15 protein-coding genes are annotated in these 15,296 nt (G+C 44.3%); 5 read left to right on the plus strand and 10 right to left on the minus strand.

Features of this window, described 5'->3' with window-relative positions; genetic code table 11:
• Positions 1 to 3 precede the first annotated feature (3 nt).
• Complete coding sequence (locus F967_RS12305) at positions 4 to 195, plus strand: DNA gyrase inhibitor YacG (RefSeq protein WP_004680638.1); 192 nt, start codon at positions 4 to 6, stop codon at positions 193 to 195.
• 27 nt (positions 196 to 222) lie between these two features.
• Here the strand turns inward: F967_RS12305 and F967_RS12310 are convergent, their stop codons facing one another.
• The 5 genes from F967_RS12310 to F967_RS12330 form a co-directional block, all read right to left on the minus strand.
• On the minus strand, positions 223 to 867 hold the full coding sequence (locus F967_RS12310) for an MBL fold metallo-hydrolase (protein ID WP_004800219.1): 645 nt from the start codon (positions 865 to 867) through the stop codon (positions 223 to 225).
• 23 nt (positions 868 to 890) lie between these two features.
• Complete coding sequence (gene hemH, locus F967_RS12315) at positions 891 to 1,907, minus strand: ferrochelatase (protein WP_004800220.1); 1,017 nt, start codon at positions 1,905 to 1,907, stop codon at positions 891 to 893.
• 69 nt (positions 1,908 to 1,976) lie between these two features.
• Positions 1,977 to 3,005 carry a DUF4062 domain-containing protein gene (locus F967_RS12320; protein ID WP_004800222.1) on the minus strand — a complete coding sequence of 343 codons (1,029 nt, stop codon included), beginning with the start codon at positions 3,003 to 3,005 and terminating at the stop codon, positions 1,977 to 1,979.
• A gap of 103 nt (positions 3,006 to 3,108) precedes the next feature.
• Positions 3,109 to 3,987: a glutamate racemase gene (gene murI, locus F967_RS12325; protein ID WP_004674475.1), complete on the minus strand. Its 879-nt coding sequence runs from the start codon at positions 3,985 to 3,987 to the stop codon at positions 3,109 to 3,111.
• Positions 3,988 to 4,034: 47 nt separating this feature from the next.
• Positions 4,035 to 4,619: a DUF1285 domain-containing protein gene (locus tag F967_RS12330; protein ID WP_004674473.1), complete on the minus strand. Its 585-nt coding sequence runs from the start codon at positions 4,617 to 4,619 to the stop codon at positions 4,035 to 4,037.
• 240 nt (positions 4,620 to 4,859) lie between these two features.
• Between F967_RS12330 and F967_RS12335 the strand changes: the two genes are divergently transcribed.
• Positions 4,860 to 6,572 (plus strand): electron transfer flavoprotein-ubiquinone oxidoreductase, encoded by a 1,713-nt coding sequence (locus F967_RS12335; RefSeq protein ID WP_004800225.1) that lies wholly within the window; start codon positions 4,860 to 4,862, stop codon positions 6,570 to 6,572.
• A gap of 263 nt (positions 6,573 to 6,835) precedes the next feature.
• On the opposite strand, the gene F967_RS12345 is transcribed toward F967_RS12335, so the two are convergent.
• Together F967_RS12345 and tusA are read right to left on the minus strand one after the other, a co-directional pair.
• On the minus strand, positions 6,836 to 7,630 hold the full coding sequence (locus F967_RS12345; RefSeq protein WP_004800226.1) for a tetratricopeptide repeat protein: 795 nt from the start codon (positions 7,628 to 7,630) through the stop codon (positions 6,836 to 6,838).
• Positions 7,631 to 7,665: 35 nt separating this feature from the next.
• Complete coding sequence (tusA, locus tag F967_RS12350; protein ID WP_004680654.1) at positions 7,666 to 7,923, minus strand: sulfurtransferase TusA; 258 nt, start codon at positions 7,921 to 7,923, stop codon at positions 7,666 to 7,668.
• Positions 7,924 to 8,098: 175 nt separating this feature from the next.
• On the opposite strand from tusA, the gene F967_RS12355 reads away from it, so the two are divergent.
• Positions 8,099 to 8,938 carry an HlyC/CorC family transporter gene (locus F967_RS12355; protein WP_004762230.1) on the plus strand — a complete coding sequence of 280 codons (840 nt, stop codon included), beginning with the start codon at positions 8,099 to 8,101 and terminating at the stop codon, positions 8,936 to 8,938.
• Positions 8,935 to 10,494 carry an apolipoprotein N-acyltransferase gene (gene lnt / locus F967_RS12360; RefSeq protein ID WP_004762232.1) on the plus strand — a complete coding sequence of 520 codons (1,560 nt, stop codon included), beginning with the start codon at positions 8,935 to 8,937 and terminating at the stop codon, positions 10,492 to 10,494. The genes F967_RS12355 and lnt overlap by 4 nt, the downstream gene beginning before the upstream one ends.
• Before the next feature lie 55 nt (positions 10,495 to 10,549).
• Here lnt and F967_RS12365 read toward each other — a convergent pair whose 3' ends face one another.
• The 3 genes from F967_RS12365 to gspF form a co-directional block, all read right to left on the minus strand.
• Positions 10,550 to 10,894, minus strand: a complete 345-nt coding sequence (locus tag F967_RS12365; RefSeq protein WP_004762234.1) for a hypothetical protein — start codon at positions 10,892 to 10,894, stop codon at positions 10,550 to 10,552.
• A gap of 264 nt (positions 10,895 to 11,158) precedes the next feature.
• The gene (gene gspG, locus F967_RS12370; protein WP_004800229.1) at positions 11,159 to 11,692 is read right to left on the minus strand and encodes a type II secretion system major pseudopilin GspG; all 534 of its coding nucleotides are present in this window, start codon (positions 11,690 to 11,692) and stop codon (positions 11,159 to 11,161) included.
• 8 nt (positions 11,693 to 11,700) lie between these two features.
• The gene (gene gspF, locus F967_RS12375) at positions 11,701 to 12,906 is read right to left on the minus strand and encodes a type II secretion system inner membrane protein GspF (protein WP_004756247.1); all 1,206 of its coding nucleotides are present in this window, start codon (positions 12,904 to 12,906) and stop codon (positions 11,701 to 11,703) included.
• A 162-nt stretch (positions 12,907 to 13,068) separates the two neighbouring features.
• Between gspF and F967_RS12380 the strand changes: the two genes are divergently transcribed.
• Complete coding sequence (locus F967_RS12380; RefSeq protein ID WP_004800231.1) at positions 13,069 to 15,294, plus strand: primosomal protein N'; 2,226 nt, start codon at positions 13,069 to 13,071, stop codon at positions 15,292 to 15,294.
• Positions 15,295 to 15,296: the final 2 nt, after the last annotated feature.

Raw genomic sequence — 15,296 nt, forward strand, 5'->3', positions numbered from 1 at the left:
TCTATGCCCCGTACCTTTCCCTGCCCTCGTTGTGGCCAGCCAAGCACATGGGAAAATAATGATTTTCGTCCATTCTGCTCAGAACGCTGTAAATTGATTGATCTGGGTGCCTGGGCAAGTGACGAATATAAACTCCCAACTCAGGATGCGCCTCAGGCGGATCTCAAACGCCATGAAGATGATTATGAGGATTAATCATCTTCATGTTTAGTCGTACCGAACTCAACCCGCTTTACTTGCCACAAAAGGATTAAATTGCTTTTCATAACCAATGGTGCTCATTGGCCCATGCCCTGAGATAAACTGAGTTTCATCAGGCAAGCTAAAGCATTCACGCTGAATTGAATCAAGTAATTGCTGATGATTACCTTTTGGAAAATCAGTACGCCCAATCGAACCTTTGAACAATACATCACCGGTCCATAGCAAACCATGTTTGGCATTATAGAACATCACATGACCAGGCGTATGACCAGGCGCAAAACGGACTTCAAATTCATCCTCACCCAGTTTCAACGTTTCGCCCCCCTCTAGCCACTGATCGACCTTAACAGGTTGTGGAATCGGGAAGCCATAACGTGCCGAAACTTCCTGAATCATGTCCAGCCAGAATTGGTCCTCTTTATGCGGCCCAATCACTGGAATACTCCATGTCTCAGCAAGTTCACCGACCGCGCCCGCATGATCCAGATGTCCGTGGGTCAGCCATAACGCTTTCACATTCAGACCTAAAGCTTCAACTTCTTTTTTCAGCACTGCTGCATCACCGCCTGCATCAATCAAAATCGCGTCTTTGGTTTCACTGTCCCATAAAATCGAGCAGTTTTGTTGAAAGGCAGTCACAGGGACAATTTTGACTTGTAGCATAAAAACCTCTGGCTAAAACGCAGTTAACGATGGGCTAGGGTATGGGTTAGGGCATCAAGATTAGCCTGAACCAGACTAGCAAGCAAATCAATATGGGCCTGATCGGTATTCAGCGCAGCAATATAGGCATATTCACCGCCGCCAGCATGTTGAAACAGTTCTTTATTCTGAATCGCCAACTCCTCCAATGTTTCTAAACAATCCGCCGAAAATGCAGGACTAATCACCTGCACGGACTGAACCTTTTGCTCGCCCCATTGTTGTAATAACTGGTCGGTATAGGGCTTGACCCATTCCTGTTTTCCGAAACGTGACTGGAAGCTAATCGCCCATTCCTCATCTTTCAAGTGCAAGACATTTGCAACTAAACGGGCAGTGATTCGACAACGGTCAGCATAAGGATCACCCTTGTCCGCATAAGGCTGGGGAATACCATGAAAGGACATCAACAGCTTTTCAGGCTTGCCATGTTCAGCCTGATAGTTGAGAACACTATCCGCCAATGCCTGAATAAACAGCGGATGCTGGTAGTAATCCTTGATGAGGGTCAGACCTGGCAAATGACGCTGCTGTAGAATCCATCTGGCAAAGGCGTCATACAATGGTGCAGTTGAGGTGGCTGAATACTGGGGAAATAGCGGCAACAGAATCACATGCTCTTGCGGTGTTTTTTCCAGTTGTGCCAAGACATCATAAATGCTCGGTTGCCCATAGGTCATCGCAGGGACGACCGTGAGGTCAAACTGATGATTTTCATCTTGCAAGCGTTGTTTAACCAAGCGTGTTTGCTCAAGTACAATTTCCCGCATTGGAGAATCTTTTGACCAGACTGAGGCATACGCCTCGGCAACCCGCTTGGGCCGAAAAGTCAGTACAAACAGGTGCAGGATAATCCACCAGATTACTTTGGGGATTTCAATGACACGGGTATCGGATAAGAACTGTTTTAAGAAACGACGTACTGCTGGTACAGTGGCTTGGTCTGGCGTACCTAAATTTGCTAAAACCACAGTTACTTTGGGTTTTGGTGTCGCTGACATACATCGCTTCCGCTATAGCTGAATTTCTCCCTATACTTTAGCAGTTTTGCCGTACTTTTTTAAATTGGATTAATGCATGGTCTTAAACTGAAAAACCCGATTGCTGTCCAATATGTTGCTTTCCAGAAGCTTCTGCCCTTTTGCGGTCAGTTGCCACAGCATACGTTGGCGGTCATCTCGTCCTGTTGGTACAATCCACTCATTCTGGCGCATCTGCAACTTGATTTCATGCAGGGCACGGATATTCACCTGTGCACGTGAAACAGCATGCGCGCGTGGCATTTCCTTGCGCGCATCATCCAGACCCGTTTCGTTTAAATATTCATTCATGCGCCTGGAAAAATATTCTTCAGGTGTTGGAATCACAAATGATGAACCAAGCACATTCAGTAACTGTGCCCAGGTCATTTTACGGAATGGTTTAACTTCTTTGAAATTACCATCTTGATAAGCATGCATACGGTATTCAAATGAATACACCTCATGCATGGACACCTTGAGCACACTGGTGAGTGGATCGGCTTCCCGACTGCCTATTTCAGTTTCAAGCTGTTTAACCTTGGCACGCAAACTGTCAATTTCATCTTGTAAAACTTGCGTATTTTGTGGACGAACCCACCCCACCACAGGATAGCGTTCCAGCATTTGTGGCATACTGGAGCGAACAGCAAGCTCCAGATCCCTTAAGCTAAGATAGGTAAAAACTTGATCAACTTCATGTTGAAGCTGTTTTCTAAACTCTTTGAATTTTTCTTTTAACTCGGCTTTATGGTCATGCAGTTTGGCTTCGCGTGCTTCTGGCTCTTCATGCATAAACACAATCACGGGTTTCTGTTTGGTCATGGCATAGATATATTCCAGATGCATATAGCCCACACCTGAAACGGACTGCTCACCATACTGGCTCCCCAGCAAAATCACCACGTAATCACAGTCATCAATCTGTCGGCGAGCAATCGAGGTGCTTAAGGGTGTACGCTGTTCCAAGCCCCACGAAAAGAATCCCATTCCAATCAGTGTCTGGGCCAAAACCGCCCGTTCTGGTTGCATTTCATTGCCAGACGTAGAAATAAAAACCTGATAGCGAGTATCTTGCATAGGCTAGGTCCCAGTTCACTTATCAATAATCCTTAAGCTGTTTCGCTTAAGCCTTATCAACAATAACCCCAATAAAATCTTGAATATGAATCAACTGATGCTTTTAGGCGCCCAGATCATCTAAATTCTGAATCGTCCATGTTAATTGTTCTGGCATGAGATGCTGCAGTACCGATTTTAATTCAACAGCATTATGACCACTGACATAACATTCAATACGTGTAATATTATGACTTATTTTGTCACATAATAACCTATTTTTTATCAAAATATAGGCTGTTTGCCGCGCAACTGCCTGCCCAGAATCAATTAATTTTAACTTTTTATCAAAAACCTGATGAATTGCATCCCTTAAAAAAGGATAGTGAGTACATCCCAGCACTAAAAAATCCGCGCCCTGCTCCACCACAGGCTGCAATATATCCTGCAACACATCCAGACAGGCCTGGCTCATTTGCTGTCCCGCCTCAACAAAAGGCACCAGTTCCAGACTGGTGACTTTTAAAACCCGAACGCCAGCAGGTTCGGCAAACCTGCTCATCACATCCTTGATGAGCTGTCCGCGAAAGGTTGCAGGTGTCGCCAACACAGCCACCACTTTCGACCGTGTTTGCAGTACAGCGGGCTTTAATGCAGGCACCAATCCCACAATCGGAAAATGCTCGCCATAATAGTCACGTAGGTAGTCCAGACTAAATGCCGATGCAGTATTGCATGCCACCACCGCAATCTTACAGCCCTGCCGATACAGCCACTCAATCGCACGCGCTGTTAATTGTCGAATTTCCTGATCTGAACGGGCCCCATAAGGCACATGCGCGGTATCGGCATAGTAGACAATCCGTTCGTTGGGTAAATGTCGGGCAATCTCCTGCGCAATCGACAAGCCTCCAATGCCTGAATCAAAAACCCCAATCGGCGCATCAGAGGATGCATGTGGCATGGGGTCAGCCAATACGGGCAGGGATTGGACAGCAGTCATACAAATACATTAACACTGTGGTTTCTTCACTCTTTTAAGCTTAAACCTCAGGTGCTTAAATGCAAGACCAAATCACCACTTTTTAATGTCAAAACTGTCTCACCCCGTGCATTTTCAGACAAACTGCCATAGTTCACAAGGTGATAAAAACTTTGACGCTGAATCAACGCATTCATTCCAAAACGAACATGCACATAAGGACGCACTTCATCCCCTCCTGCTTCATTTGGATAGGCACGCATAAAAACTGGGTGTCGCTCATCCACAATCACCACATCCTGATTGCTGGTGGTGAGCTGCAAATAGCGCTTGCCCTCTATCTCAACCTGATCCACCTGGTTGATTAGCAGTGGCTCATCCTCAACCTCAATTTCAATCTGCTCAACAGGTGTTTTCAGGTAAAACTTTCCATCCTCTTTCCACAGCACCTTGCTAAACAGGTCGAGTAAAGCCTGCCGCTTGATCAATTGACCTTCGTGCCACCATTCTCCATTGGCTTTTATCTTTAGATCCATTTTGCCGCAATGCTTTGGATGCCACTGGTCTAAAGGTGGAATTGACCTTTTGTGACTTTGCTGTACATCTTTTACGTATTGTGCAATGCTCATTAAGTTTTTATCATCAGAAAACATGATTTTTCCCTTATTTTGTAGCGAGTCTGGTGGAGAATCATTTTCATTTATCGTCGTTTATGCCTAGCTGACGAAAAAATATGACCGCTCAGCCAATTGGCGAGTCCAAGGTTTAAAACTATACTATCCCAAACGTTTGCAAGTACAATGGTGTCTTTGTGCTTGGCAATACAGAACACTCATGGCAGCACCGAATCGCAATATTACGGTTGCCACCCTTAAAAATATGAGGAGTCCTACATGGAACACATCGAACGTGAAGCGATGGAGTTTGACGTAGTGATCGTAGGCGCAGGGCCTGCGGGTTTATCTGCTGCGATTAAAATTCGTCAACTAGCGATTGAAAACAACCTACCAGACCTTACTGTGTGTGTTGTTGAAAAAGGCTCTGAAGTAGGTGCGCATATCCTTTCTGGTGCTGTACTTGAACCACGCGCCATGAATGAACTGTTTCCGAACTGGAAAGAAGAAGGCGCGCCACTCAATGTTCCTGTAACAGGCGACGAAACCTATTTCCTGCTTTCTGATACCAAGGCACAAAAAATGCCGTATTGGATGGTACCAAAATCAATGCACAACGAAGGGAACTATGTGATTTCCCTCGGTAACGTTGTTCGCTGGTTAGGTCAAAAAGCGGAAGAACTTGAAGTTTCAATTTTCCCTGGCTTCGCCGCTTCTGAAATTCTTTACCATGAAGATGGTACTGTAAAAGGTATCCAGACGGGTGATATGGGCATTGGCAAAAATGGTGAGCCAACGCATAACTTCACCCCAGGTTATGAGCTTCATGCCAAATATACCCTATTTGCTGAAGGCTGCCGTGGTCATCTTGGTAAGCGCCTAATTGCTAAATATAACCTAGACAAAGATGCCGATCCGCAACACTACGGTATCGGGATTAAAGAACTTTGGGAAATTGACCCAGCGAAGCACAAACCGGGCTTAGTGATGCACGGTGCAGGTTGGCCATTGAACGAAACTGGTTCGTCTGGTGGTTGGTGGTTATACCACGCTGAAAACAACCAAGTGACGTTGGGTATGATTGTTGATTTATCTTATGAAAATCCACACATGTATCCATTCATGGAAATGCAACGTTGGAAAACTCACCCAACAATTAAGCAATTCCTAGAAGGCGGTAAACGTATTTCTTATGGTGCCCGTGCGGTTGTGAAAGGTGGCTTTAATGCCTTACCTAAACTCACTTTCCCAGGTGGTTGTTTGATTGGTGATGATGCAGGTTTCTTGAACTTCTCTAAAATCAAAGGTTCTCACACTGCCATGAAATCTGGCATGTTGTGTGGTGAAGCTGTGTTTGAAGCGATTGTAGCGGGTGCAGCCAAAGGTGGTGATTTAGCCGTTGCACGTGTCACTGAAGGCGAAGATCATTTCGACAAAGAGTTAACCGCATACACTGAAAAATATAACAATTCTTGGTTAAAAGAAGAGTTATATAGCTCGCGTAACTTTGGCCCAGCGATGCACAAGTTTGGTCAATGGATTGGTGGCGCATTTAACTTTATCGATCAAAACATCCTTAAAGTACCATTTACTCTACACGATCTTAAACAAGACTTTGCTGTACTTAAAACAGTTGATACTGTAACGTTCAAACCGAACTATCCAAAACCAGATGGTAAATTGACCTTTGACCGTTTATCTTCAGTATTTGTATCAAATACCGTACATGAAGAAAATCAGCCTGCGCATTTGAAATTGACTGATCCATCGATTCCAGTGAATGTAAACCTACCGAAATGGGATGAGCCTGCTCAACGCTACTGTCCTGCTGGTGTTTATGAAATCATGGAAAATGATGATGGTTCCAAACGCTTCCAGATTAACGCAGCAAACTGTGTACACTGTAAGACTTGTGACATTAAAGACCCTTCACAAAACATTACTTGGGTAACCCCTGAGGGTGGTGGTGGTCCTAATTACCCTAACATGTAATCTATTATCATAGTCATTACTCAAAGCCCTGATTGAAAGATTGGGGCTTTGTTTCTTTTAACATTCGAGCTAAAATCAACTCAATTTTTTCTTTTTATGCAGATAAAGGAAAGGTTTTTAAGCAACTCAAACATCAGAATATTCAATGGCGTGAAATTACTGAGATAGCCAAGTTTGAAAATTTGCTTAAAAATAGCCTGATCAAGGAAGCATAATAAATATATCGCCCTGTGCCAAAATGTCAGGGCTTATTCATAGCATGACTATATATTGGCCAATAAAAACTCATGAGTGGGGCTTCCATATTCCCAAAGATGACCAAACTCTCTCCAGTAAACAAATGCCTGATCTTTCCCACCCATAGTGATATATCCCTCCTCAAATTCAGCAGGTTTAGGATGACGTTTTTTCTTGAGTTCTCGAGCAACCAGTGGAAAAGCAGCTTTTGCTTCAAAAAATGTGGCTTTAGCTCTATCCATATCTTGCTGCATTAATGCAAACAATACTTTTCCATATAAAAATTCAGGGCTATGGTCTTCTGGATACTTGGTATCCAGCCATTGCAATTTTAATTTATTCCCTGTTTCAAGAAAGCGTTTTAATAACAGATAGCGTGCTCCCTGATTATCATTTGGGGATATCTTCACTAATCTTGTAAAAATCTGCTCCGCTTCAACAGCCATCGGTGTATTAGCCAAATGTAAGGCTAAATTAAAGCAAGCCCTTAAAAATGGACGGTTCTCAATAAAGCCCCATTCTAATAAATCTTTATCCCAGTTAAATGTAGTGGAAAATGCTGCCAATCCAATACGATGAGCCTCACGCAAAGCAAGATAAGATTCCATTTTTCGACCAGAATATTCATAAACCAACCCAAGATGAACCCAGGCATCAATATGTTGGGGATACTCAGAAAGTAGCTTGGTTAGAGTCAGCTCTGATGCAAGTAAACTGCCTTGAGACAAGTACTCCAATGCTTCATCAAATTGCTGCTCTATATCCTCATCAATCAAAGTTTCAAAAACCCACATGTGTTTTTCAAGCTGTTTTAATTTCACTGGGCCATTTCCTCAAATTTAATTCAATATCCAGACTACCCTTTCTGTACCAAGTAGCGATATTCAGTGTGACTGTTTTCATCGAGACTTTCTTCTTTTAATAATAGTTCATGCCCTAAATGCATACAGAATTTTGGAATATCCCATGAGGTTGACGGGTCGGTTGCCAGCACCTCCACAACATCACCCGACTTTGCCTTGCGGATAGCCTGATGCAACATCATGACAGGCTCAGGACAACGTAAACCTCTAGTATTAAGTTGAACAGTGGGAAGTTGAGGTTGTTCAGACATCATCATACTCATATATTTTAACATTCACACTTTAACATAAAGTAAGTCGATAAAAATCATCAACAGCTTTTTGAAAAACTGTACATTTTTCGCATCGTTTTATTAATGCATATCCGCTTTTTCTTCGGTATGATGAAAATCATCTAATTGATATAGAGAGTCTTTAGGAAAGATCATGGTCGAGGAATCCAGTCCGTCGTGGGGTATGCGTGGCTTAAGAAAGTGGTTAGGTACTGCACCTGAAACCCGCGATGAATTACTCAGGTTAGTTCAAGACTCACGTCGTTTTTTAGAACCAGATACTGTTGCTATGCTTGAGGGTGTTCTCGATCTACCAGCAACAAAAATTCGGGAAGTCATGACGCCTCGAACTGCAATCATCAGCTTACAAGAAGATGATCAACTGTTAGATATTTTGGATGTGCTGATTGATTCAGCGCATTCACGCTTCCCAGTGTTCTCAGCAGATCAAAGCGATAATGTTGTTGGTATTTTATTAGCAAAAGACCTTTTACCTTTTTTGACCGAGCGCAATATCAAAGTCGATATTCGTTCATTGATGCGCCAGCCTGTATTTGTGCCTGAAAGTGCACGCTCAGATCAGGTGCTACGCATGTTAAAGAATACCCAGACCCATATTGCCATCGTGATTGATGAGTATGGCTCAACCTCTGGTCTGGTGACACTTGAAGATATTCTCGAAGAGATCGTTGGTGAAATTGAAGATGAACACGATATTGCCGATGAAGAAGCGCTATATATCGTACCTGACAATGACCCAACCACAGCCAATACCTGGATTGTGCAAGCACTTACACCCATTGAACATTTCAACACTATTTTAGATGCAGATTTTTCTGATGATGAAGTTGAAACTATGGGCGGTTTGCTACTGCAAGAGATTGGTTTAGTGAGCGATTTACAAGGTCAAACCATTGAGCTTGGAGATTGGCAATTTACCATTATTGAAGCAGATGCACGCACTATTCATCTGATTCGAGCTGTCCGTCAATGAGAAGCTATTTTGAAAAGCTGTTAAATCCATCTCAACCACAAAAACAGCTCCCCTTTATTGTTCCACTGCTGATTGCCCTGATCTCAGGCGCAATCTTTAGCTTGGCACTTGCACCGTATTATTTCTGGTGGTTGGCGATTCTATCACCAGCACTATTGTATGCTGTATTACGTCAACGTAACCCACGCCAGGCCTTTGCACTGGGCTGGGCCTATGGTTTTGGTTTATGGTTTGTCGGCGCGTTCTGGCTCTACACCTCCATCCATACCTATGGCGATACCAATGCCTTTTTAAGCATCCTGATGATTGTCTTTATGGCAGCCGCAATGGGCTTATTTACTGCTTTTCAAACATGGCTGTACCGTCGCTTTTTCCCAGAAACACCACTCACCTTTGCCCCGCTCTGGGTGATGTTTGAATGGGCAAAAACCTGGGTATTTACAGGTTTCCCATGGTTGTTTGCTGGATACGCATTTACTGAACGGCTGCTGGATGGCTATGCACCTTTATTTGGTATTTATGCAGTTTCATTTGTGGTCATCGTGCTGGCATGTGCTTTGGTCGAAATTTTAAATCGACGCTGGTTTTGGGCCATTCCCTCCGCCTTGCTGGTGCTAGGGGCCTGGGGTGCTGGATTTATCCAGTTTGTTCAGCCCAAAGCCTCCAAGCCCCTGAGCGTGTCCCTGATTCAGGGCAATATTCCGCAAGATCTGAAATGGCTGACTGAATACCAGATCAAGACTTTAGAGATTTATGCAACCCTGACCCGTGCGGAATGGGGGCGTGACCTGATCGTTTGGCCTGAATCTTCAATTCCAATGTTCCAGACCGATATTCCTGAATTTTTGGAGGCCATGGCAGCTCAGGCAAAAAAGACAGATACAGCATGGGTCACAGGTATTCCCTATTGGGACGTGGCAAAATCACAGCAGGTGGGTGAACCACTGTACTACAACAGCCTCATGTCTTCGGGCAGCGACTCTCACGGTCTGTATAAAAAGCAACGCTTAGTGCCGTTTGGTGAGTACATTCCATTGTCAGGCATGTTGAAATGGGTACTGCCCGCCATGCAGAACGATGTCAGCATGAGTGGTTTCTCGCGTGGTGAAGCCAATCAGAAGCCACTGATCGTAAAAGGTCATGCACTCGCAGCCGCAATTTGCTATGAGGTCGCCTACCCGAACCTCACCCGCCGCAATGCATCGAATAGCGACTTTTTAATCACGGTTTCAAATGATGCCTGGTTTACAGGAACGGCTGGACCTTGGCAACATCTACAAATGGTGCAAATGCGCGCCAAGGAAAATGGTCGCTGGTTTATTCGCGCCACCAATACAGGCGTGACTGCGTTTATTGACCACAATGGCCATATCGTGAAACAGGCACCTTTGGATGAGGCGTTTGTATTACGTGGTGATTTACCTGCAATGCAGGGAAAAACCTTATATAGTCGTTTCAGCGATTATCCTATTCTGATCTTCTCCATTCTTCTATTGGTTGTAGGCTGGATTTATCGTCCACGTAAAGTTGATGTTTCCTTTAAATCACGGCGGTAATAAAAAAGAGCGTTGTAAATCAACGCTCTTTTTCAATCCTAGATTAGCACTTGAATTACAAGGCCAATGTTAAGTGTACTGATAAATATGCAACCAGACTCGATAAAAATAACATCGGAATATAGCGGTAGGCCTTAAACAACAATTGCTCATATTTGGAAATCATCTCCTGATTATCCCATACTGTTGTTTTTAAGGCACTTAGGAAACACAGTACAAACCATGCGCTCAACATGCTCAATGCAAAAAAGCCAATCATAATCTGGCTACTGCCCTCTGTGGTCTGCCAAAGGCTTAAGGCACCCTCACTGATGGGCAACAGGCTTAAAATGAACAACACAGACTTAAGCATTGTCCAATGAAACTGATTCAGTTCATCCAACATAAAAAATGCTTTCATCTGATGACTCCATACTTGATTTAAATGGTCTGAATTTATTATGCAAAGCTTCGATATAAAGAGAAAGTCTATTTCCCTACATAGTTTCTATTTCTTGTAACTATTAAATATGGAAATAATTCTTATTATAACTCTCAAATATCATCTATTTTAATAGTTCTATATTTTTCAAAGTATTATATTTTATTTACGAACTAAGAAACATTATCACTTCACTCCTGATTTATTTTATTTAAAAAGTGAAGTGATATTTTTGATTAGTTATTATGGCTGATAATAAATATCGGCATCATTACCCTCGCCGCCTTCTTTACCATCCGCACCAAAGGAATATAAATCAAATGCACGGCCTTCACGGCCTGGAATTACATACTGTAAATCATTTTCCCAACTGTCTTTTGGATAGCCGCCTTTGACATAACCACCTGGCAACCAGTTCTTTGCAGAAGCAGGTTGATTCACCAATGCATCCAAGCCACCATCCTGCATGCTTGGATAACGGCCATTATCTAATTTATATTGATCCAAAGCACCTGCAACACCTTTTAAGGTAATACTGGTGGTATCTACTTTGGCTTTTTCACCACGCCCCATCACATTGGGTACAATCAGCGCAGCCAATACACCTAAAATTACAATCACCACCATCACTTCAATGAGTGTAAAGCCTGAGGCAGGATTAAGTCGAGCAACGCTCGACCCTGCCGCAAGGCGAGAAGCTGTGCTTCGAGTAGCAGAATTAGGATTATGCTTAGAATGCTGTTCACTCACTGAATTATTCATTTTCATCTCAAACATCAAATTTCCTAGATCATATTATTCATATTAATAATTGGCAACATGACCGCAATCACAATCACCAACACAATGGCTGCCATAAAGACCAGCATCAGCGGCTCCAGCAATGCCAGCAAGGTGGAGATAAAGGTGCTAACTTCCCGATCCTGCATGGTCGATGCCCGATCCAGCATGCGGTCCAGTTCACCCGAAGCTTCACCACTCCGAATCATTTGTACCATCATTGGTGGGAAATAACCGCAACGCTCCAATTGTGTTGCCAAATTACCACCTTCTGTTACACGTTCCATCGCCACTTCAATCGCATCGCGAATCACCCAGTTATTACTCACTTCCGCGCCAATGCGTAAAGCCTCAACCAAAGGTACGCCCGAACGGGTCAGGATTGACAGCGTACTGGCAAAACGCGCTGCATTTATACCACGTGAAAGTTTACCAAACAGTGGCAACTTGAGCGTTAAACGGTCAAAGGCATAATGCCCTGCTGTGGTTCTGAGAAAGCGGGTAAATAGGATAATTGCGATTACGGCAAGGATCAGCATTCCTATCCAGGTATGGCGAATAAAGGTACTGGCTTTCATCAGCAGAACCGTAATCCACGGCAAGGCTTCCTTGCTTTGCTCAAAAGTTTTGACGATTTCTGGCACGACGTAGGTCATCAAGCCCATCACAATCCCAAATGACATCAGCATCAGGATAATCGGGTAGATCATCGCGCCCTGAATTTTCTTCTGCATGGCAAAGCGGTTTTCAGTGTAGTCTGAAAGCTGGTCTAAAATCAGGTCCAGATGCCCCGAACGCTCCCCTGCCGCAACCGTAGCAATATACAACTCAGGAAAACGACCTGATTGCTGCATGGCCTGAGCCAGTGAATGGCCTTCCAGCACTTTAGAACGCACGGCAATTAACAGGTTTTGCACATGGGCCTTTTCGCTTTGTTTACTGACCGCACGCAAGGCTTCTTCCAGCGGAATACCTGCCGCAACCAGCACTGAAAGCTGACGGGTCATCAACGCCAAATCATAGGCACCAAAACCCTTTCTAAACCATGAGCGCTGTTGCTGTTTGTCTTTTTGTTCAACCGCATCGACCGCAATCGGTGTCCATGCTTTATCTCGTAACTGTTGACGGATTTGGCGCGCGGAATCTCCCTCAAGCACACCTTTATGTTGCTTTCCTGAAGCATCAAGCGCAGTAAATTGATAAGCAGGCATGGTTCTGTTCTAATTATCCCAAAATAGTTGTCGTTACCGTTATATCCGTGTATGAGATGGGGAACCAGTGTTCCGCAAGAAATTCATCGACATAATGCACAGCACTTTAGCATAATTCAACAACATGCAGTCATGCCATTTTACACCTGATTGAAGCCTAATATGCCGAACCAAAATTCCAGCGCCGTTGTTTACCGTATTCGGGTCGCCATTCCTGTCTATATTTATGACACGTTTGACTATACGCTCAGTGCAGAGCAGTATCCACAGGCACAGGTTGGCGCACGGGTTGCGGTTTCTTTCGGGCGGCAGAATCTCATTGGTATCATCACTGAAAAGCTTGACCCAAACGAGGCATTTACAGGTCAATTCAAGCTTAAGGCGATCACGGAATTACTCGATAATGAAGCGATTCTAGACCAAAAAGTTTTAACTTTATTGACATGGTCAGCACAATATTACCAATTTCCAATTGGCGAAGTCATACAAAGCGCCTTACCCACCTTACTCAGGCAAGGCCGCGCCCTGGACATCCTGTTTCATCAATGGAAAGTCATTCCACATGATGACCCTAATGGCTTATTGAAACGCTCGCAAAAACAATATGATGCTTACCAGATTCTGAAGCTGCATCCACACGGAACCACAGAGAATATTTTAAACTTGAGCGGCGTGGAAACCGCCACACTGAAGGCACTGGAAAAAAAGGGGCTGGTGCAATGTCAGCTTGAACCGCATGATTTCACGCCTATGCCTGTACAGTTGGCACAAATGCCACTCACAGCCAATCCAGACCAAAAGCAAGCCATTGAACAAATTTTAAAATCGCTGCATCACTATCAGGCTTTTTTACTGGATGGCTTAACAGGCAGTGGTAAAACTGAAGTTTATTTGCAGGTCATGTATGAGGTGTTAAAACAGGGCAAACAGGTGCTGGTGCTGGTGCCTGAAATTGGCCTGACCCCGCAAACCGTTGCACGTTTTAAGTCTCGCTTTCACTGTGATGTAGCCTTGCTGCATTCAGGCCTGAATGACTCAAAACGCCTACAGGCCTGGCAACATGCCCAGACGGGTAAAACTTCAATTGTGATTGGCACACGCTCAGCAATTTACACGCCATTGCCCCGTCTTGGCCTGATTATTCTGGATGAAGAACATGATCTTTCCTATAAGCAACAAGAGGGTTTTCGTTACCATGCCCGTGATGTGGCACTCTATCGGGGGCATCTGCAACAATGTCCCGTAATTTTGGGGTCAGCCACACCAAGTATTGATAGCTACCACTTAGTCGAGTCAGGTAAATTGCATTTACTTGAATTAAACCAACGTGCTGGTGTTGCAAGCCTGCCCAAGATGCATGTGATTGACCTGAAAGTGGCAAAAAAACAGCATGGCATCAGTCAGCCCCTGATTGAGCAAATCAGGCAGACATTGGAACGCAAGGAACAGGTACTGATCTTTCTCAACCGTCGTGGCTATGCGCCCGTGCTGATCTGTGAAAGCTGTGGCTGGCAGGCCAATTGCCCACATTGCGATGCCCACTTTACTGTGCATTCACAACCCTATCATTATTTGCATTGTCATCATTGCGGTACCATTCACCGTTTGCCTGAGCACTGCCCTGAATGTCAGCAACACACGCTGAAAAGTCTGGGTGCGGGCACAGCAAAAGTTGAGGAACACTTGAATGAGCTTTTTCCGCATCACGATGTGATTCGGGTTGACCGCGACAGCACCAGTCGGGTGGGAAGCTGGCAGAAGATTTATGACCGCATTCAGCAAAACAAACCCACGATTTTGCTGGGTACGCAAATGCTGGCAAAAGGACATCATTTCCCCCACGTCACCCTAGTTGCCATTCTAGATATTGATGCAGGTTTATTAAGTGTGGATATCCGTGCGCCAGAGCGTACTGCCCAGTTGATTGTTCAGGTTGCGGGCCGTGCTGGTCGTGGTGAGCATAAAGGCAGTGTTTATTTGCAAAGTTTGCGTCCAGATCATCCGATGCTGACCACACTGATTGAACATGATTACCGAACCGTTGCAAAACAAATGCTGGCTGATCGCAAAATAGCGTTATTGCCGCCCTATCGTTATGCTGCACTGGTTCGGGTTGAATCCAAAGATAGAGAATATAGTCAGCAATTCCTGTCTGAGATTGCCCAGCAATTCAGAGTGATGGCAACAGACAGTGTTGATATTTGGGGGCCTATTCCTGCACCGATGGAACGTAAAGCAGGCCGTTATCGGGCACACATGGTGATTTTGTCTGCTGATCGGGCAAAACTGCATTTTTATTTACGTCAATGGTGGCAACAAGTGGTACATTTACCTCGTCAGCATCAACTGAGACTGTCGATTGATGTAGACCCACAGGAGTTTAGTTAGAG

It is taken from the genome of Acinetobacter sp. CIP 102637 (assembly GCF_000368425.1).
Classification (GTDB): domain Bacteria; phylum Pseudomonadota; class Gammaproteobacteria; order Pseudomonadales; family Moraxellaceae; genus Acinetobacter; species Acinetobacter parvus.